Here is a 17,681-nt window from a genome sequence, read left to right as displayed (position 1 = left end):
AGCGATCAAACGTCGATGTTGCCCGCCCGCAGCGCGTTCGTCTCAATGAAATCGCGCCGCGGTTCCACTTCATCCCCCATCAGCATCGTGAACACGCGGTCGGCTTCGATCGCGTCGTCGATCTGTACGCGCAGCAGGCGGCGCACGGTGGGGTCCATGGTGGTTTCCCAGAGCTGGGCGGGGTTCATTTCGCCCAGGCCTTTGTAGCGCTGGCGGCTGGTGGTGCGTTCGGCTTCGCTGATGAGCCACTGCATGGCCTGTCGGAAGTCGCTGGCCTTTTCTTCCTTCTGCTTGTCGCCTTCGCCGCGTTGCACTTTGGCGCCTTCGCCGAGCAGGCCGCGGAAGGTGTCGGCAGCGGTGGCCAGGGCCGCGTAATCGGCGCCGTGCACGAAGTCCTGCGTGATGGTGCTGCTCTTGACGTTGCCGTGGTGGCGGCGGCTGATGCGCAGGATGGGTTTGTCGGTGCGCACGTCGAACTCGCTCGCCACTTCGGCCGGCACGCCGGTGGTGCTGAGTTCGCGCAGCTTGGCCTGCAGCGCCACGGCGCTGGCTTCGGCTTCTTCCACCGTGTCGAGCTTGATCGACACGCCGTCGGCCATGGCGCGCAGCGCTTCGGCGTCCATGAAGTTGGTCAGGCGCGCAATCACGCGTTCGGCCACCTGGTGCTTGCGCGCGAGTTCGCCCAGGGTGTCGCCTTCGATCTCGGTGTTGGTCGCGCCGCCGGTGGATACCTTGGCGTCTTTCAGCGCGATGCGCAGCAAAAAGCCGTCCAGCGCGGGGCCGTCTTTCAGGTACAGCTCTTCCTTGCCGGCCTTCACCTTGTAGAGCGGCGGCTGGGCGATGTAGATGTGACCGCGCTCGACCAGCTCGGGCATCTGGCGGTAGAAGAAGGTGAGCAGCAGGGTGCGGATGTGGGCGCCGTCGACGTCGGCATCGGTCATGATGATGATGCGGTGGTAGCGCAGCTTGGCGACGTTGAAGTCGTCGGCGCCGGTGCCGCCCGAGCCGCCGTTGCCATTGCCGTCACCGCCGGCCTTGCCGATGCCGGTACCCAGCGCGGTGATGAGCGTCAGGATTTCGTTGGAGGTGAGCAGCTTTTCGTAGCGCGCCTTTTCCACGTTCAGGATCTTGCCGCGCAGCGGCAGGATCGCCTGGAACTTGCGGTCGCGGCCCTGCTTGGCGGAGCCGCCGGCGGAGTCGCCCTCGACGATGTAGATCTCGCACAGCGCCGGGTCTTTTTCCTGGCAGTCGGCGAGCTTGCCGGGCAGGCCCATGCCGTCGAGCACGCCCTTGCGGCGTGTCATTTCGCGCGCCTTGCGCGCGGCTTCGCGGGCGCGGGCGGCTTCGACGATCTTGCCGCAGATGATCTTGGCGTCGTTCGGGCGCTCCTGCAGGTAGTCGCTCAGCAGGCGGCTGACGATGTCTTCCACCGGGCCGCGCACTTCGCTGGACACCAGTTTGTCTTTGGTCTGGCTGCTGAACTTGGGCTCGGGCACCTTGACGCTCAGCACGCAGCACAGGCCTTCGCGCATGTCGTCGCCAGTGACTTCGACCTTGGCCTTCTTGGCGAACTCGTTTTCTTCGATGTACTTGTTGATGACGCGCGTCATCGCGGCGCGCAGGCCGGTCAGGTGGGTGCCGCCGTCGCGCTGCGGGATGTTGTTGGTGAAGCAGAGCACCTGCTCGTTGTAGCCGCTGTTCCACTGCATGGCCACTTCAACGCCGATGTTGGTGCCCTGGTCGCTCGCGCGGTCGCCCAGCGCGTGGAACACGTTGGGGTGCAGGACGGTCTTGCCCTTGTTGATGAAGTCGACAAAGCCCTTGACGCCACCGGCGCCGGAGAAGTCGTCTTCCTTGCCGCTGCGTTCGTCCTTCAGGCGGATGCGCACGCCGTTGTTCAGGAACGAGAGTTCGCGCAGGCGCTTGGACAGGATCTCGTAGTGGAAGTCGGCGTTCTCTTTGAAGATGTCGTAGTCGGGCAGGAAGTGCACTTCGGTGCCGCGCTTCTCGGTCGCGCCCGAAGTTCGCATGGGCGAGATCTCGATGCCGTTCGGGGTGGTTTCGAGCAGGCGGTTCTGCACGAAGCCGCGTGCAAATTCGATCTGGTGCACCAGGCCTTCACGGCGCACGGTCAGGCGCAGCCACTGGCTCAGCGCATTCACGCAGCTCACGCCCACGCCGTGCAGGCCGCCCGAGACCTTGTAGCTGTTCTGGTTGAACTTGCCGCCGGCGTGCAGTTCGGTCAGCGCGATTTCGGCGGCCGAGCGCTTGGGCTCGTGCTTGTCGTCCATCTTCACCCCGGTCGGGATGCCGCGGCCGTTGTCGACCACGCTGATGGAGTTGTCGCTGTGGATGGTGACGACGATGTCATCGCAGTGACCGGCCAGCGCTTCGTCGATCGAGTTGTCCACCACCTCGAACACCAGGTGGTGCAGGCCGGTGCCGTCTGACGTGTCGCCGATGTACATGCCCGGTCGCTTGCGCACCGCTTCCAGCCCTTCCAGGATCTGGATGGCACCTTCGCCATAGCCCTCGCTCGCGCCGGCCTGGTGGGCGTCGATGGTGGGCTGGAAATTGGAGCTGGCGGACCCTGCTTCACCGGTGTTGACGGCAACGGAGTCGGGTTCTGCGGGCTTGTTGGCTTCGGACATGGTGGACTTTTCAGAAACGCTAGAAAGGCCAAACCCGCTGTGCAGCGGGTCGGGCTTTGGGGGGACCTGGATCGGGAACGATCAGATCCGCATCGGCATGACAACGTATTTGAAGGCGTTGTCGTCGGGGTTGGTGAGCAGCGCCGAGCTGTTGCCGTCGGACAGTTCGATGCGAACCATTTCCTGCGACATGTTCTGCAGCGCGTCGATCAGGTAGGTGACGTTGAAGCCGATCTCGATGGTGTCACCGCCGTAGTCGATGTCGAGTTCGTCCACGGCCTCTTCCTGCTCGGCGTTGCTCGACGCCACACGCAGCACGCCGGGCTCGATGTTCAGGCGCACGCCCTTGAACTTCTCGCTCGTCATGATGGCGGTGCGTTGCAGCGAGGCCAGCAGCGGTGCGCGGCCCAGCGTGATGATGTTCTTGTGGTTGCGCGGGATGACGCGGTTGTAGTCGGGGAATTTGCCCTCGACCAGCTTGGTGACGAACTCCATGCCGTCAAAGCTGAACTTGGCCTGGTTGGCGGCGAACTGCATTTCGATCGCGCCTTCCTTGTCGGACAGCAGGCGCTGCAGCTCGATCACCGTCTTGCGCGGCAGGATCACTTCCTGTTTCGGCACTTCCACGTCCAGCGTGGCGCTGGCAAACGCGAGGCGGTGGCCGTCGGTGGCGACCAGGCTGAGCTGCTGCCCTTCGGCCACGAACAGGATGCCGTTGAGGTAGTAGCGGATGTCGTGCACGGCCATGGCGAACGACACCTGGCCGAGCAGGCTTTTCAGCGTCTTCTGCGGCACGGCAAACACCGGGCCGAAGCTGGCCGATTCCTGCACCAGCGGGAAGTCCTCGGGCGCCATGCTCTGCAGCGTGAAGCGGCTCTTGCCGCCTTTCAGGATCAGTTTGCCGGCGCTCGATTCGAGGCTGACCGTCTGGTCGCCGGGCATGGTCCGCAGGATGTCGATCAGCTTGCGCGCACCCAGGGTGGTGGCGAAGTTGCCGTCGTCGCCGTCGAGCTGGGCCGTGGTGCGGATCTGGATCTCCAGGTCGCTGGTGGTCAGCTGCACGGCCGAGCCGGTCTTGCGCACCAGCACGTTGGCCAGGATGGGCAGTGTGTGGCGGCGTTCAACGATGCCCGCGACCGACTGCAGCGCAGCCAACACCTTGTCCTGGGTCGATTTCAAAACGATCATGTCAGACTCTTTCGTCTCTGGTTGCCGGTTGGCGGGTGGGACTTCCCTTGCCCCAAGCAGGGCTTTCTGTCAGCCAAATACCGCCTATTTTCGCCTTTTTGAAGCGCGATTCCTGAAAACACCTGCCCCGTCAGATGCCGGCTGTGCCGGCTGTGGCGAGCGGGTGCGCACGGCCTCACGCCGGTCAGCCCTTGAGCGTCTGTTCCAGCACGTGCAGCTGCTGGTTGAGCTCGGTGTTCTGCTGGCGTTCGGCGCCGATCTTGCGCACCGCGTGCAGCACCGTGGTGTGGTCGCGGCCACCGAACAGCTCGCCGATCTCGGGCAGGCTTTTCTGCGTCAGCTCCTTGGCGATGAACATGGCGATCTGGCGCGGCCGGGCGATGCTGGCCGGGCGCTTCTTGCTGTACATGTCCGCGACCTTGATCTTGTAATAGTCGGCCACGGTCTTCTGGATGTTCTCGACGCTGATCTGCCGGTTCTGGATCGACAGCAGGTCTTTCAGCGCATCGCGCGCCAGCTGGATCGAGATCTCTTTCTGGTTGAAACGCGAATAGGCCAGGATCTTGCGCAACGCGCCTTCGAGTTCGCGCACGTTGGAGCGCACGTTCTTCGCCACAAAAAACGCCACTTCTTCGGGCATGACGGCGTTTTCCACCGCCGCCTTGTTGATCAGGATCGCCACGCGCATTTCCAGCTCGGGCGGCTCGATCGCCACCGTGAGGCCCGAATCGAAACGCGAAACCAGGCGCTCGTGGATGTCCGGCAGGCCCTTGGGATAGGTGTCGCTGGTCAGCACGATGTGCGACTTTTTGGCCAGCAGGGCCTCGAAGGCGTTGAAAAACTCTTCCTGCGTGCGTTCCTTGTTGGCGAGGAACTGCACATCGTCGATCAGCAGCAGGTCCAGCGAGTGGTATTGGGCCTTGAACTCGTCAAAAGTCTTGCGCTGGTAAGCCTTGACCACATCCGAGACAAACTGTTCGGCGTGGATGTAGAGAACTTTGGCCTGAGGATGGTCGGACAGCAGGTGGTTGCCGATCGCGTGCATCAAGTGGGTCTTGCCCAGACCGACGCCGCCGTAGATGAACAGCGGGTTGTAAAGCTGGCCGAGGCTGCCCGCCACGTGCATCGCCGCGGCGCGCGCCATGCGGTTGGCCGAACCTTCCACCAGGGTGGAGAAAGTCAGCGCCGGGTTGAGTCGGGACTTGGGCGCGCGCGGGCTCGTGATCTCTGCGGGTGCCAGATCGGGCAGTTCGGCCAGCACCTGGTCCTGCACTGTCCGGGGCGCAGGCGACGTCCTGCTGGGGCCTTCGCGCGGAGCGAGCGCCAACTCCAGTGTCACCGGTGTGCCCTGGATGGCCTCCAGCAACAAGGCAATGCGGGACGCGTACTGGGCCCGGATCCAGTCCAGCTTGAAGCGGTTGGCCACCGACACCACGACCTTGGAGGCATCGGCGGACACGCTGGCCGAGAGCGGCCGGATCCAGGTGTTGAACTGCTGTTCGGGGATTTCTTGCGCGAGTTTGTCGACGCAGGCCAGCCAGAGGGACTGGGCGTCGGTGGATGGGGTGTCTGGGGGGGTGCCCTCGATCATGCTGGGAATGGCGGACGCTGTATTTTTGTGGACAAATGACTCGGGGCAGACCGGCCATTGTAGTGTGGCAGGCGACTTATCCACAAGGCGGTTCTCCCTCTGTGCTGCCCGACCCCGGCACGGGCCTGCTGAAGCAATGCAGACAGAAAAGCAGCCAAGTGCTTGCCGTGCCTTGAGTTTATTTGCGATAATTGCGGGTTTCCCCGACATTTACTGAGCATCATGAAACGCACTTACCAGCCTTCCAAAGTCCGCCGCGCCCGCACCCACGGCTTTCTCGTCCGCATGAAGACCCGTGGCGGCCGTGCCGTGATCAACGCTCGCCGCGCCAAGGGCCGCAAGCGTCTGGCTCTCTGAGCCTGAACGTGCTCCGCCGGTATTGGCCGGTCCCAGCTTCCGTTGCCGGCTTCCGGTGACCGACAGGGAGGCGCAACGGGCCATGCAGCGCATCCGGTCCCGGCAGCAGTTCCAGGCCGTCATGGCGGGAGCCCCTGTGGCCAAAACCCCCCACTTCGCTTTGCACCGGGCCTCGCTCGTGAGCGAGCATTTGGGCCGTCCCTTGTTTCCTGTGGCCGATGTCTGGCTGGGTGTGCTCCTGCCCAAGCGCTGGGCGCGCCGCGCGGTCACGCGCAATGCGATCCGTCGCCAGATCTACGAAGCCGCCCGCCACGTCGCGACCGGTTTGCCGCAGGCTGCGCTGGTGGTTCGCCTGCGCAGCGAGTTCAGTCGCAAGCTGTTTGTGAGTGCGACCTCTGATGTGCTCAAGCGCGCGGTTCGGGCCGAGCTGGATCAGTTGCTGGGGCGTGTGCTCAGTCCCGCTCCGGTCGAGCCGGCTGGTCCGCTGCCCCGGAAGGAGGCTCCTCATGGTGTCTGACTGGCCGCGCCAGGTGCTGGTGGGCCTGGTCAAGGGCTACCGTTTGCTGCTCAGTCCCTGGCTGGGCAGCAGTTGCCGTTTTGAGCCCACCTGTTCCGTCTATGCGATCGGCTCGCTGGAGCGGCACGGTGCACTGGCCGGTGGCTACCTCATGCTCAGGCGCCTGGGTCGCTGCGGACCCTGGTGCGAGGGTGGCCACGATCCCGTGCCCGAAGTGGCGCCCAGCCTGTTTTCCCATCTGCTTTCCCCTTCCTCAGAAAAGAAGAACCCGTCATGAATGACATCCGTCGATCCATCCTGTGGGTGGTTTTTGGTTTCTCGATGGTCCTGATCTGGGACAAGTGGCAGATCCACAACGGCAACGCGCCGACGTTTTTCCCTTCGGCCGCCGTGACCGCGCCCGCCGCTCCGGATGCCCAGCCGGCACCCCGCGCCGACGCGTCCGTTCCCGGCAGCACCGCGGCGGCCACGACGGCTGGTGCTGAAGCGGCTCCACAGGGCTCGACAGCCCCGGCGCCCGCAGCGGCCCGGCATGAGGTCACGACCGACGTGTTGAAGCTGGTCTTCAACACCGAAGGTGGCTCGCTCATCGGCGCCGATCTGCTCAAGCACGCGAGCACCTCGCTGGGCACACAGCCCTTTGCGCTGCTGGTCCAGAACGACACGCAAACCTACCTCGCCCAGACCGGCCTGATCGGCGGCAGTTTCCCCACCCACAAGACGCCCATGACCGTGGCGCCCGGCCCGACCGCGCTGGCCGACGGCCAGAACGAGCTGCAGGTGCGTTTCGAGTCGGACGAGGTGGGCGGCGTCAAGCTGGTCAAGACCTACACCCTGACCCGCGGCAGCTACGACATCGCCGTGCAGCACGAAGTCCTGAACAACAGCGGCCAGCCGGTGAGCCCGCAGCTCTACGTGCAGCTGGTGCGCGACGGCAACAAGACCAGCAGCGAAACGCCGTTCTACTCCACCTTCACCGGTCCGGCCGTTTACACCGAAGCCCAGAAATACCAGAAGGTCGAATTCGCCGACATCGACAAGAACAAGGCCGACTTTGAAAAGAGCGCCACCAATGGCTATGTGGCCATGGTGCAGCACTACTTTGCGTCGGCCTGGGTGCTGGCTGATGGCATCGCACGCGACAACTTCGCGCGCAAGGTGGACAACAACCTGTACGCGGTCGGCTCCATCACCACCCTGCCGGCCATCGAGCCGGGCCAGCGCAAGGCGGTCGAGGCACGCCTGTTCGTCGGTCCGCAGGAAGAAAAGGTCCTGGAGGTCATCACCCCGGGGCTGGAACTGGTCAAGGACTATGGCTGGCTGACCATTCTGGCCAAACCGCTGTACTGGCTGCTGGAAAAGATCCACGGCTTCGTGCAGAACTGGGGATGGGCCATCGTGCTGCTGGTGGTGCTGATCAAGGCGGCCTTCTACTGGCTCAATGCCAGCGCCTACAAGAGCATGGCCAAGATGAAGGCGGTCAACCCGCGCATCATGGAAATGCGCGAACGCCTGAAGAGCAACCCGCAGCAGATGCAGCAGGAAATGATGAAGATCTACCGGGAGGAAAAAGTCAACCCGCTGGGTGGCTGCTTCCCGATCCTGATCCAGATTCCGGTGTTCATTGCGCTCTACTGGGTGCTGCTGTCATCGGTCGAAATGCGCAACGCGCCCTGGATGGCCTGGATCCACGATCTGTCATCGCCCGATCCGTTCTTCGTGCTGCCCGTCGTGATGGCCGTGACCACCATGATCCAGACCGCGCTCAACCCGCTGCCGCCGGACCCGCTGCAGGCCAAGCTGATGTGGATGATGCCGCTGATGTTCTCGGTGATGTTCTTCTTCTTCCCGGCCGGTCTGGTGCTGTACTGGATCACCAACAACGTGTTGACCATCGCGCAGCAGTCCTTCATCAACAAGCGCATGGGCGTGCCGCTGAAGTTCACGTTGCCGTTTGACCTGTTCAAAGGCAAGCCCGCGGCCAAGTAAGAGCGGGTATTTTCCCAACGAGGGCCGCGCGAGCGGCCTTCGTTGTTTCAGATCCGCAGCCTGCCAGAATCCCCACCATGCTCAGCGCCCAACAAGACCCCATCGTCGCCATCGCCACCGCGCCCGGTCGCGGCGCGGTGGGCATCGTGCGGGTGTCGGGCAAGGGGCTGGCGGCGTTTGTGCAGGCCTTGCTGGGGCGAGCGCTGAAACCCCGCGAAGCCACCTATCTGCCCTTTCCTGACGCAGCAGGCCAGCCCATCGACCACGGCCTGGCGCTGTGGTTTCCGGCGCCACATTCCTACACCGGTGAAGACGTGCTGGAACTCCAGGGCCACGGCGGCCCGGTGGTGTTGCAGCTGCTGCTGGCGCGCTGCCTGCAGGTGGCGCAGACCGCGGTCGATGCGGACAAGGCTTTGCTGCCCGGGCTGCGCCCGGCGCGCGCGGGTGAATTCACCGAGCGCGCATTCCTCAACGACAAGCTTGACCTGGCCCAGGCCGAGGCGGTGGCCGACCTGATCGATGCCAGCACCGAAGCCGCTGCGCGCAGCGCCAGCCGCTCGCTCGCGGGGGTGTTTTCCGAACGCATCCACGCACTGCGCGATGCGCTGATCAACCTGCGCATGCTGGTCGAAGCGACACTGGATTTCCCGGAAGAGGAGATCGACTTCCTGCAGAAGGCCGATGCCACGGGCCAGCTGCAGCGTCTGCGCACCGCGCTGGCCGATGTGCAGGCACAGGCCCGGCAGGGAGCCCTGCTGCGGGACGGGCTCACGGTGGTGATCGCCGGGCAGCCCAATGCGGGAAAAAGCTCGCTGCTCAACGCACTGGCCGGCGCCGAGCTGGCGATCGTGACCCCGGTGGCCGGCACCACGCGCGACGTGGTGCAGCAGACGATCCAGATCGACGGGGTGCCGCTGCACGTGATCGACACCGCGGGCCTGCGCGACAGCCCGGACGTGGACGAGGTGGAAAAAATCGGCATCGAACGCGCGTGGGGCCAGATCCACAAGGCCGACGCGGTGTTGTTCCTGCACGATCTCACGCGCAGCGACAGCCTGGTCTACCAGGCCGCCGATGAGGTCATTGCCGCCGCCCTGCCCGGCGGCGTGACCGTGTTGCAGGTGTGGAACAAGCTCGATCAGTGCCCCGACAGCGCCCGTGCGCGGCTGGCGGAACGGGCGGGTGCGGGTGAGCTGGCGATCTCGGCCAAAAGCGGCGATGGACTGGAGGCTCTGCGCCAGCGACTGCTGGACCTGGCCGGGTGGGAGCACGCGGGCGACGGCCTGTTCATGGCGCGCGAACGCCACCTGCAGGCGCTGGCGCGCGTGGGCTCGCACCTCGACGGCGCGCACACGCTGCTGGCCGCGCAAGCCGAACACCTGGACTTGTTGGCCGAAGAATTGCGCCTGGCCCAGCAGGCGCTGGGTGAAATCACCGGCGAGTTCAGTGCCGATGACCTGCTGGGCGAGATTTTTTCGCGTTTTTGCATCGGCAAATAGGCTGCAGCGCACCGTCTGGCGTTTTGTCACCACCGTCTGGAGCGCAAACGTAAGGAGCCGTAAATGCCGATGACCCGGGCTTGCATGCGCGGGCGTCCCACGGTTAACGTCAACCAATGAATGCCAGTCTCCCCGTGCCGATACGTGCCGACATCATGGCCCTGGCCCAAGCGATGAGGCAGAGCAGCGCGCTGGACGCTGTGCCGCTGAACCTGACCGAGGTGCAGTGGCAGAGCCTGGCCGACTTCCTGCAACCGATGACCTTGCCGCAGGGACAGGTGCTGATCGAGCAGGGGGTGAAGGACCGAATGGTCTATTTTGTCGAGAGCGGCAGCCTGACAGTGCACTATGAAGATGCGAAGGAGCGTGTGCGCATCGCGTCGGTGGGGCCTGGTTCGCTGCTGGGTGAAGGCGCGTTTTTCAGCCATATGCCGCGCAGTGCGACCGTGCAGGCGGGTGCGCCCAGCCGGCTCTGGAGCCTCACACCCTTGCGCTTTCGCGAGCTTTCCATGCGATTTCCGCCGATTGCGCTGGAGTTGACGTTGGCCATGGCCGCGGTCTTGGCTTGCCGCATGTACAACAGGCCCAAACGCGTGGCTGTGACCTGAATCAAGGGGTGCGCGCGCCACTTGCCTGACAATAATTCCGCTCTTATTCTCATACCGCGATGCACCCGGCAACGCATATTTAAACCATGTCTCTATTGCGTTGGCTTCAAGCCAGAAAATCGGATCAGGGTACCAGCGGTGGGCGTGCGAAACCTCGCCGCTCGTTCGGCCAGACCACCTTGCCCCTGATCTCGCCGCGCCGTGGCCGGCGCATTCTGCGCCGGGAACAGCTGTTCTCGGTGGTGCGCGAGTCCCTGATCCGCGCTGGGGTGCTGTCGACCAGCTACGAATTCAAGGTGCTCACGCTGGACGCCAACGGCGACGGCTTTCTGGTGCTGATCGATCTGGCCCTGCCCGCCGACATGATGCCCGACGAATACCTGCTGGAGGTCGAGCGCTGGATCCAGAGCAGCGCGCAGAAGCGCCACGCCATGGTGGTACAGGGGGTCTACTGGCGGCGCAAGGCGGTCCACGACCAGCGCGGCATTGCGCTCAAGGCGGCGGTGGCTGCGCAGACGCAGCGCCTGGCCACCTTGGACAACCCCACGGCGATCCCGGTCCCGGTGCTCACGCCATCCGGCGGTCTCGCGCAGCCCGTGGCCCGCGATGAGTTGGATGCGTTTCGCCGTGCGTTGCAGACACCCGCGATCCCGGCGCACCGCCTCGACACCGAGGCGGACGTTCCACCGCCCGAGTCGCACAGCGATTTTTCGGCGTTGAGCGATACACAGTACGGAAAGCTGTAAGGATGAAGCCCCCACACCCCGCCGCTGATCGGGTCGCTGCCCACCGAGAGGGCTGATCCGCCTTGGACCCGGCGGCGGATCGCCGTGGCCCCCAAGCTCCCGTGCCTCGGTCGGCACGGACCGGGGCGCCGCTGCGACACGGGTGATTTGCGTCAGTGGCCCGCGAAATCCACCAGCGTGAACAGTGGCAGCCCGCTCTCTCGCAGCCGGGCCGAGCCACCCAGCTCGGGCAGGTCCACGATGGCGGCGCCTTCCATCACCTCGGCGCCGAGCTTCTCCAGCAGCCGCGCCCCGGCCATCATGGTGCCGCCGGTGGCGATGAGATCGTCGATCAGCAGGACCCGGTCGCCGGGTTTGACCGCGTCGGTGTGCAGTTCGACCGTGGCGCTGCCGTACTCCAGCTCGTAGGTTTCTTCCACCGTGGTGAAGGGCAGTTTGCCCTTCTTGCGGATCGGCACGAAGCCCAGGCCCAGTTCGTAGGCCACCACCGATCCGATGATGAAGCCCCGCGCGTCAAGACCGGCCACCACGGTGGGACGCAGCGAGGGCGCCATGTAGCGGTGCACAAAGGAGTCGATCAGCACGCGGAAGACCCGTGGATCCTGCAGCAGGGGTGTGATGTCGCGGAACATCACGCCGGGCGCAGGCCAGTCGGGCACGGTCCGGATGTGGGATTTGAGGAAGTCGGAGCTGTCCATGGTGTGACCCGGGTTGATGGGTGCCGGTGGCTGAGGGTTGAGGGGACTGCAGAAGGGGTCCGGCGCGTCAGCCCGACAGCAGCCGGTCTTCGGCCAGCGCCAGTGCGGGCGCCTTGCCGCTGAGCACCAGGGTGTCGCCGCCTTCGAGCACGGTGCTGTCGTCAAAGGGCACGCCGTGGCCGCTGGACCGGCGCAGGTTGGCGACGCGCACGCCCACGGTTTCAAGTGCCAGGCTGCCGAGCGTCCGGCCCACCGTTCGACCACCCGACGGCAGCGTCACAGTGTTCAGGCGCTCGTGTTCGGCTTCTTCCACGCCATCATCGTCGGCGCCGTGGAAGTAACCCTTGAGCAGGTTGTAGCGTGCGTCGCGCTGGTCCTGCACGACACGGATCACGCGCCGCATCGGCACACCCACCAGCGCCAGCGCGTGGCTGGCCAGCATCAGGCTGGCCTCGATGGCTTCAGGCACCACCTCGGTGGCGCCAGCGCTGCGCAGTTTCTCCAGGTCCGCATCGTCGATGGTGCGCACCACCACCGGAACCTGGGGCGCCTGTTCGTGGGTGTGGTGCAGTACCTTGAGCGCGCTGGCCGTCTCGATGTAGGTGATCACCACCGCACTGGCCCGGTGCAGGCCGGCGGCGATCAGGGCCTGCAGGCGCGCGGCGTCGCCGAAGACGACCGAATCCCCGGCCGCAGCGGCCTGGCGCACACGGTCGGGGTCCAGATCGAGGGCCATGTAGGGAATGCCTTCGGCCTCCAGCAGCCGCGCCAGGTTCTGGCCGCAGCGACCGTAGCCGCAGATGATCACGTGCTTGTCGGCGTTGATCGACTTGCGCGCGATGCTGGTCATCTGCACCGACTGCATCAGCCAGTCGCTGCCGACCACGCGGGTGACGATGTCGTTGGTGTACATGATCACGAACGGCGTGGCCAGCATGGACAGCACCATCGAAGCCAGGATGGGGTTGAACAGCTGCGGCGGGACCAGGTTGTTCTGCCCAGCCAGCGTGAGCAGGACCAGCCCGAACTCGCCGGCCTGCGCGAGGTACAGGCCCACGCGCAAGGACACACCCATGCTCGCACCCCAGGCCCGCGTCAACCCGGTGATCAGGGCCAGCTTGAACACCACTGACAGCGACAGCAGCAGCAGCACCAGCTGCCAACGCTCCAGCACCAGCCGCCAGTCGAGCATCATGCCGATGGTGATGAAGAACAAGCCAAGCAACACATCGTGGAACGGCCGGATGTCGGTCTCCACCTGGTGCTTGAATTCGGTCTCCGAAATCAGCATGCCGGCCACGAACGCGCCCAGCGCGAGCGAGAGGCCAGCGTGTTCGGTGAGCCAGGCCAGGCCCAGCGTGATCAGCAGCAGGTTGAGCATGAACAGCTCGTCGCTCTTCTGCCGCACCACCAGCGTGAGCCACCAGCGCATGACCTTCTGGCCGCCGGTGAGCAGTACGCCCAGCAGCACCACCGCCTTGACCAAGGCCAGGCCCAGGGCGGGCAACAGGTCTTCCGGCGCGGCGGCCAGGGCCGGGATCAGCACCAGCAGCGGCACCACGGCCAGATCCTGGAACAGCAGGATGCCCATCACACGCTTGCCGTGTTCCGACTCCAGTTCCAGCCGTTCGGCCATCATCTTGATCACGATGGCCGTGCTGCTCATCGCCATGATGCCGCCCAGCGCGACCGCGATCTGCCACGACACCTTCCACCAGGTGGGCAGCAGCAGCGCCAGAGCCAGCGAAGCGGCGGTGGTGATCAGCACGGTGAGCACCACCTGGGACAGGCCGAGACCGAACACGTGGCGCCGCATCGCGCGCAGCTTGGGCAGGCTGAACTCCAGCCCGATCACGAACATCAGGAACACCACGCCGAATTCCGCCAGGTAGCGCACGCCGCTGGAGTTCTGCGCCAGCGCCAGCGCGTTGGGACCGATCACCACGCCCACCACCAGATAGCCCAGCATGGGCGGCAGCTTGAACTGGCGGCAGGCCACCACACCCAGCACAGCGGCCAGCAGGTAGAGCAGGGTGATGTCCAGCGAATTCATGCGGCAATGGTAAGGGCTGGCCACGACCGTCCGGACCGGGCCCTGCGGCGATAATCCGGCCATGAGCCTGCCTTCCACGTTCGACCCGGTCCGCGCCCTGACCCTGGCTCGCGAAACCCTCAGCATCGAGGCCACGGCCGTCAATGCCATGGCCGAACGCATGGATGACAGCTTCTCCCGCGCGGTGGCCCTCGTGCTGGGCAGCAGCGGACGCGTGGTCGTCATGGGCATGGGCAAGAGCGGCCATGTGGGTCGCAAGATCGCCGCCACCCTCGCTTCGACCGGCACGCCCGCGATGTTCGTGCACCCGGCCGAAGCCAGCCACGGCGACCTGGGCATGATCACGGCGGCCGATGTGGTGCTGGGCATCAGCAACAGCGGCGAGAGCGAAGAGCTCACGGCCATCCTGCCGCTGATCAAGCGCATGGGGGTGCCCCTGGTGGCACTCACCGGTCGCGTGCAGTCCACCCTGGGCCGGCACGCCAGCGTGGTGCTCGACGCCTCGGTCGAGAAGGAAGCCTGTCCCCACAACCTGGCCCCCACCGCCAGCACCACGGCCCAGCTGGCCATGGGCGATGCACTGGCCGTGGCGCTGCTCGACGCGCGGGGCTTCAAGGCCGACGATTTCGCCCGTTCGCACCCGGGTGGCGCCCTGGGCCGCAAGCTGCTGACCCATGTGAGCGACGTGATGCGCAGCGGTGACGATGTGCCGCGCGTGCGCCTGGACGCCGATCTGATGACGCTGATGCGCGAGATCAGCGCCAAAGGCCTGGGCATGAGCGCCATCGTCGATGGCGAAGGCCGTGTGCTGGGTGTGTTCACCGATGGCGATCTGCGCCGCCTGATCGAAAAATCCGGCAGCAGCGTGGACCTGCGGGCACTCACAGCGCGCGAGGTCATGCACCCCCACCCGCGCACCGTGCGGGCCGATGCGCTGGCGGTGGAAGCCGCGGACCTGATGGAGTCGAGCCGCGTCACCAGCCTGCTGGTGGTGGATGATGCGGGCAGCTTGACCGGCGCGCTCAACAGCAACGATCTCATGCGGGCAAAGGTGATATGACCCCCCGCGCCGCCTGCGGCGTCACCCCCCAGGGGGCGGCGCTGGCGGCCCGGCAAAGCCGGTTCCGCGGCGCCCTGACGGAAGGCACTTCACTCGAACGCATCCTCTCCAGTTAGCATTGCCCCATGTCTTCTGATCTGCCGCCGCTGCGTCCCACGCTGAACTTCCCGCCCGAGCTGTTGTTGCGCGCGCAGCCGGTGCGTGTGGTGTTCTTTGACGTGGACGGTGTGCTGACGGATGGCGGTCTGTACTTCAGCGAGTCGGGTGAAAACCTCAAGCGCTTCCACACGCTCGACGGCCACGGCATCAAGCTCTTGCAGCGCGCGGGCATCACGCCGGCCGTGGTGAGCGGGCGCGATTCGCTGGCACTGCGCGCGCGCCTGAACGCGCTGGGCGTGAACCACACGCGTTTCGGCACCGAAGACAAGCGGCCGGCGGCCGAGGCCATCCTGGCCGAACTCGGGCTGGACTGGTCGGCCGCGGCGGCCATGGGTGACGACTGGCCCGACCTGCCCATGCTGCGCCGCGCCGCTCTGGCCTGCACGCCGCCCACGGCCCATCCCGAGCTGCAGGCAGTCGCCCACCATGTCACGCAGCGCCTGCCGGGGGCAGGGGCCGTGCGCGAGCTGTGCGACCTCCTGCTGGTGGCCAGCGGTCACTACGCGCGTGAGCTGGAGGCGGCTGGATCGTGAACACGCCTGCACCCGTCGCTCTCCAGGTGAAGACGCACCGCGGGGACATGAGCCGGGTCTGGGACCAGCTCTCCCTGTACCTGCCGGTGCTGATGATGATGCTGCTGGCGCTGGTGTCCTACCTCCTGCTGCAGGCCACGCCCCTGCCCCTGGAGCCCGAGCCCGAAAGACTGGTCACCAACGAGCCAGACTTTTTCATGCGCCGGTTTTCTGTCAAGGTGTTTGCGCCCGACGGGGTACTGCAAACCGAGGTCTACGGCGCCGAGGCCCGTCACCATCCCGACACGGACCTCACGGTGATCGATACGGCACGCATCCGCACCTTCAGTGCGCAACGCCAGCTCTCCACGGCCACGGCGCGCGAGATCGTCAGCAACGGCGAGGGCACGGTGTACGAGCTCAAGGGCGACGCGGTGGTGGTGCGCCAGGCAGGACGCAACGCCGCTGGCGCGCGCTTGCCGCGGATGGAGTTTCATGGCGAATTCCTGCGGGTGAGCACCGACCCGGAACGCATCGAGTCGGATCTCCCGGTGCTGATGATCCGTGACAAGGACCAGATCACGGCGGACTCGCTCGACTACCGCGGCGGCGATGCCCGTGTTGCCGAACTCACCGGCCGGGTTCGCGCCCGGCTCGCACCGCGCTGAGGCGGTTGCTTTCTCCGCACTCGGCGCCCGCCCATGTCGAACGACCTGCTGCACACCCGCCTGGTGTTCATCACCGGGGCATCCAGTGGCATTGGCCAGGCGCTGGCGCTGCGGTATGCGAAGGCGGGCTGCCGGCTGGCGCTGGTTGGCCGTCGCAGCAGCGAGCTGCAAACCTGGGCGCAGGCCCAAGGCTGGAACGACGATACCTGCCGGATCTACAGCGCCGATGTGGCCGACCCCGCGAGCATCGTGGCCGCCGGCACCGATTGCCTGGCGGCACAGGGGCTGCCCGATGTGGTGATCGCCAGCGCCGGGATCAGCATCGGCATGGACACCACCGAACGCGACGACATCGACGTGATGGCGCGCACCTTTGCCACCAACAACACCGGCATGGCCGCCACCTTCCAGCCCTTTGTGGCCGCCATGGTCCGGCGCGGCAGTGGCACGCTGGTGGGCATCGCCAGTGTGGCGGCCATTCGCGGCCTGCCCGGGCACGGTGCCTACTGCGCCAGCAAGGCCGCGGTCGTGGCCTATTGCGAGAGCCTGCGCGGCGAGCTTCGCAGCAGCGGGGTGGCGGTGGTCACGCTCTTGCCAGGTTATGTGGACACACCGCTCACGCGCAAGAACCGCTACGCCATGCCTTTTCTGATGAGCCCGCAGGCCTTCGCGGCGCAGGCGTTCGACGCCATCGCCGCACAAACCAGCTACCGGGTGATCCCCTGGCAGATGGGGGTGGTGGCCAAGTTGCTGCGCCTGCTGCCGAACGGCCTTTTCGACCGCTTGCTGGCCGGCCGGCCACGCAAGCACCGGCAGGACCAGGACGTGGCAGCCTGAAACCGGGGGCTGTCCGATGCGGCAGCGCGATCGCGTCATACGCAGGAACCGGGAAAGAATGCAAAAGCAATATGGCGCAAATTTCAGAATCGCTGCCGACGGGCGTTCGGGGCAGCACACGCAACAAGTTGTGTAAAAAGTCACAGCACAATACCCGGTTTTCCGCCAAAGTTGCTGAAATGACATGCACCACCCACGCCCCACCCACACCGTCCCTGGCCCGGAAGAGCTCCCTGTCCCACAGTTTTTGGGCCGTGTGTTGCCTGGGGTTGGGAATGGGGGTGACTGCGCACGCCCAGCCCAAAGACCCTGCCGTTTTCCAGGCCGAGGTCTGGGCGGCGAGCTGCATGGCGTGCCACGGACCAGACGGTCGGGCCGAAGGCACGGGCCTGGCCATCGGCGGGCGTCCCGCCAAGGATTTGCTGGGCAAGCTGCTGGCCTACAAGAGTGGCCAGCTCAAGGGCACCATCATGCACCAGCACGCCAAAGGCTACAGCGACGAGGAACTCGCCCGCATCGCCGACCATTTTTCCGCACTCAAATGAGAA

General features: G+C 65.6%; 17 protein-coding genes. 12 read left to right on the top strand and 5 right to left on the bottom strand.

Annotation, left to right across the window (positions count from 1 at the left end; translation table 11 throughout):
- Nucleotides 1–5: 5 nt before the first annotated feature.
- The 3 genes from gyrB to dnaA all read right to left on the bottom strand — a co-directional run bounded on the left by gyrB (nt 6) and on the right by dnaA (nt 5,430).
- Entirely contained in the window at nt 6–2,651 is a 2,646-nt protein-coding gene (gene gyrB, locus AC23D4_RS14665) for a DNA topoisomerase (ATP-hydrolyzing) subunit B (RefSeq protein ID WP_472888570.1), read from the bottom strand.
- A gap of 81 nt (nt 2,652–2,732) precedes the next feature.
- Nucleotides 2,733–3,839, bottom strand: coding sequence for a DNA polymerase III subunit beta (gene dnaN, locus AC23D4_RS14660; RefSeq protein WP_472888571.1), 1,107 nt, complete (start codon nt 3,837–3,839; stop codon nt 2,733–2,735).
- 184 nt (nt 3,840–4,023) lie between these two features.
- The gene (gene dnaA / locus AC23D4_RS14655; RefSeq protein ID WP_420049636.1) at nt 4,024–5,430 is read right to left on the bottom strand and encodes a chromosomal replication initiator protein DnaA; all 1,407 of its coding nucleotides are present in this window, start codon (nt 5,428–5,430) and stop codon (nt 4,024–4,026) included.
- A 222-nt stretch (nt 5,431–5,652) separates the two neighbouring features.
- Here dnaA and rpmH point away from each other — a divergent pair, with 222 nt between their 5' ends.
- From rpmH to AC23D4_RS14620, 7 genes are all read left to right on the top strand, one after another.
- Nucleotides 5,653–5,787, top strand: a complete 135-nt coding sequence (rpmH, locus tag AC23D4_RS14650; protein ID WP_177136703.1) for a 50S ribosomal protein L34 — start codon at nt 5,653–5,655, stop codon at nt 5,785–5,787.
- Nucleotides 5,788–5,869: 82 nt separating this feature from the next.
- Complete coding sequence (locus AC23D4_RS14645) at nt 5,870–6,304, top strand: ribonuclease P protein component (protein ID WP_472888572.1); 435 nt, start codon at nt 5,870–5,872, stop codon at nt 6,302–6,304.
- Nucleotides 6,294–6,581 carry a membrane protein insertion efficiency factor YidD gene (gene yidD / locus AC23D4_RS14640; RefSeq protein WP_472888573.1) on the top strand — a complete coding sequence of 96 codons (288 nt, stop codon included), beginning with the start codon at nt 6,294–6,296 and terminating at the stop codon, nt 6,579–6,581. The genes AC23D4_RS14645 and yidD overlap by 11 nt, the downstream gene beginning before the upstream one ends.
- Nucleotides 6,578–8,293 carry a membrane protein insertase YidC gene (gene yidC / locus AC23D4_RS14635; RefSeq protein ID WP_472888574.1) on the top strand — a complete coding sequence of 572 codons (1,716 nt, stop codon included), beginning with the start codon at nt 6,578–6,580 and terminating at the stop codon, nt 8,291–8,293. Before yidD ends, yidC begins: the two co-directional genes overlap by 4 nt.
- 77 nt (nt 8,294–8,370) lie before the next feature.
- Nucleotides 8,371–9,792: a tRNA uridine-5-carboxymethylaminomethyl(34) synthesis GTPase MnmE gene (gene mnmE, locus AC23D4_RS14630; RefSeq protein ID WP_472888575.1), complete on the top strand. Its 1,422-nt coding sequence runs from the start codon at nt 8,371–8,373 to the stop codon at nt 9,790–9,792.
- A 116-nt stretch (nt 9,793–9,908) separates the two neighbouring features.
- On the top strand, nt 9,909–10,400 hold the full coding sequence (locus AC23D4_RS14625; RefSeq protein ID WP_472888576.1) for a Crp/Fnr family transcriptional regulator: 492 nt from the start codon (nt 9,909–9,911) through the stop codon (nt 10,398–10,400).
- Nucleotides 10,401–10,579: 179 nt separating this feature from the next.
- Nucleotides 10,580–11,146: a hypothetical protein gene (locus AC23D4_RS14620; RefSeq protein WP_472888577.1), complete on the top strand. Its 567-nt coding sequence runs from the start codon at nt 10,580–10,582 to the stop codon at nt 11,144–11,146.
- A gap of 152 nt (nt 11,147–11,298) precedes the next feature.
- Here AC23D4_RS14620 and AC23D4_RS14615 read toward each other — a convergent pair whose 3' ends face one another.
- Both AC23D4_RS14615 and AC23D4_RS14610 read right to left on the bottom strand, forming a co-directional pair.
- On the bottom strand, nt 11,299–11,844 hold the full coding sequence (locus AC23D4_RS14615) for an adenine phosphoribosyltransferase (protein ID WP_472888578.1): 546 nt from the start codon (nt 11,842–11,844) through the stop codon (nt 11,299–11,301).
- 67 nt (nt 11,845–11,911) lie between these two features.
- Nucleotides 11,912–13,897, bottom strand: a complete 1,986-nt coding sequence (locus AC23D4_RS14610) for a cation:proton antiporter domain-containing protein (RefSeq protein WP_472888579.1) — start codon at nt 13,895–13,897, stop codon at nt 11,912–11,914.
- 61 nt (nt 13,898–13,958) lie between these two features.
- Between AC23D4_RS14610 and AC23D4_RS14605 the strand changes: the two genes are divergently transcribed.
- The 5 genes from AC23D4_RS14605 to AC23D4_RS14585 all read left to right on the top strand — a co-directional run bounded on the left by AC23D4_RS14605 (nt 13,959) and on the right by AC23D4_RS14585 (nt 17,678).
- Nucleotides 13,959–14,957 carry a KpsF/GutQ family sugar-phosphate isomerase gene (locus AC23D4_RS14605; protein WP_472888580.1) on the top strand — a complete coding sequence of 333 codons (999 nt, stop codon included), beginning with the start codon at nt 13,959–13,961 and terminating at the stop codon, nt 14,955–14,957.
- Between the two features lie 125 nt (nt 14,958–15,082).
- Nucleotides 15,083–15,649: a KdsC family phosphatase gene (locus AC23D4_RS14600; protein WP_472888581.1), complete on the top strand. Its 567-nt coding sequence runs from the start codon at nt 15,083–15,085 to the stop codon at nt 15,647–15,649.
- Nucleotides 15,646–16,296, top strand: a complete 651-nt coding sequence (gene lptC / locus AC23D4_RS14595) for an LPS export ABC transporter periplasmic protein LptC (protein WP_472888582.1) — start codon at nt 15,646–15,648, stop codon at nt 16,294–16,296. Before AC23D4_RS14600 ends, lptC begins: the two co-directional genes overlap by 4 nt.
- A gap of 33 nt (nt 16,297–16,329) precedes the next feature.
- Nucleotides 16,330–17,133 carry an SDR family oxidoreductase gene (locus AC23D4_RS14590; RefSeq protein ID WP_472888583.1) on the top strand — a complete coding sequence of 268 codons (804 nt, stop codon included), beginning with the start codon at nt 16,330–16,332 and terminating at the stop codon, nt 17,131–17,133.
- Nucleotides 17,134–17,408: 275 nt separating this feature from the next.
- Complete coding sequence (locus tag AC23D4_RS14585) at nt 17,409–17,678, top strand: c-type cytochrome (RefSeq protein WP_472888584.1); 270 nt, start codon at nt 17,409–17,411, stop codon at nt 17,676–17,678.
- The last annotated feature ends 3 nt before the right edge of the window (nt 17,679–17,681 follow it).

This window comes from Hydrogenophaga sp. L76 (assembly GCF_057654755.1).
The sequence above is the reverse complement of the archived record's forward strand: the minus strand, read 5'-3'. Positions and strand labels throughout refer to the sequence as shown.

What these genes read in the sequence shown, in the direction of transcription:
- AC23D4_RS14645 (WP_472888572.1), top strand. Translation starts at nt 5,870, where the DNA reads ATGCAGCGCATCCGGTCCCGGCAGCAGTTCCAGGCCGTCATGGCGGGA.
- dnaA (WP_420049636.1), bottom strand. Translation starts at nt 5,430, where the DNA reads ATGATCGAGGGCACCCCCCCAGACACCCCATCCACCGACGCCCAGTCC.
- gyrB (WP_472888570.1), bottom strand. Translation starts at nt 2,651, where the DNA reads ATGTCCGAAGCCAACAAGCCCGCAGAACCCGACTCCGTTGCCGTCAAC.
- dnaN (WP_472888571.1), bottom strand. Translation starts at nt 3,839, where the DNA reads ATGATCGTTTTGAAATCGACCCAGGACAAGGTGTTGGCTGCGCTGCAG.
- AC23D4_RS14605 (WP_472888580.1), top strand. Translation starts at nt 13,959, where the DNA reads ATGAGCCTGCCTTCCACGTTCGACCCGGTCCGCGCCCTGACCCTGGCT.
- AC23D4_RS14590 (WP_472888583.1), top strand. Translation starts at nt 16,330, where the DNA reads ATGTCGAACGACCTGCTGCACACCCGCCTGGTGTTCATCACCGGGGCA.
- mnmE (WP_472888575.1), top strand. Translation starts at nt 8,371, where the DNA reads ATGCTCAGCGCCCAACAAGACCCCATCGTCGCCATCGCCACCGCGCCC.
- AC23D4_RS14600 (WP_472888581.1), top strand. Translation starts at nt 15,083, where the DNA reads ATGTCTTCTGATCTGCCGCCGCTGCGTCCCACGCTGAACTTCCCGCCC.
- yidC (WP_472888574.1), top strand. Translation starts at nt 6,578, where the DNA reads ATGAATGACATCCGTCGATCCATCCTGTGGGTGGTTTTTGGTTTCTCG.
- AC23D4_RS14615 (WP_472888578.1), bottom strand. Translation starts at nt 11,844, where the DNA reads ATGGACAGCTCCGACTTCCTCAAATCCCACATCCGGACCGTGCCCGAC.
- AC23D4_RS14610 (WP_472888579.1), bottom strand. Translation starts at nt 13,897, where the DNA reads ATGAATTCGCTGGACATCACCCTGCTCTACCTGCTGGCCGCTGTGCTG.
- AC23D4_RS14625 (WP_472888576.1), top strand. Translation starts at nt 9,909, where the DNA reads ATGAATGCCAGTCTCCCCGTGCCGATACGTGCCGACATCATGGCCCTG.
- yidD (WP_472888573.1), top strand. Translation starts at nt 6,294, where the DNA reads ATGGTGTCTGACTGGCCGCGCCAGGTGCTGGTGGGCCTGGTCAAGGGC.
- AC23D4_RS14585 (WP_472888584.1), top strand. Translation starts at nt 17,409, where the DNA reads ATGGGGGTGACTGCGCACGCCCAGCCCAAAGACCCTGCCGTTTTCCAG.
- rpmH (WP_177136703.1), top strand. Translation starts at nt 5,653, where the DNA reads ATGAAACGCACTTACCAGCCTTCCAAAGTCCGCCGCGCCCGCACCCAC.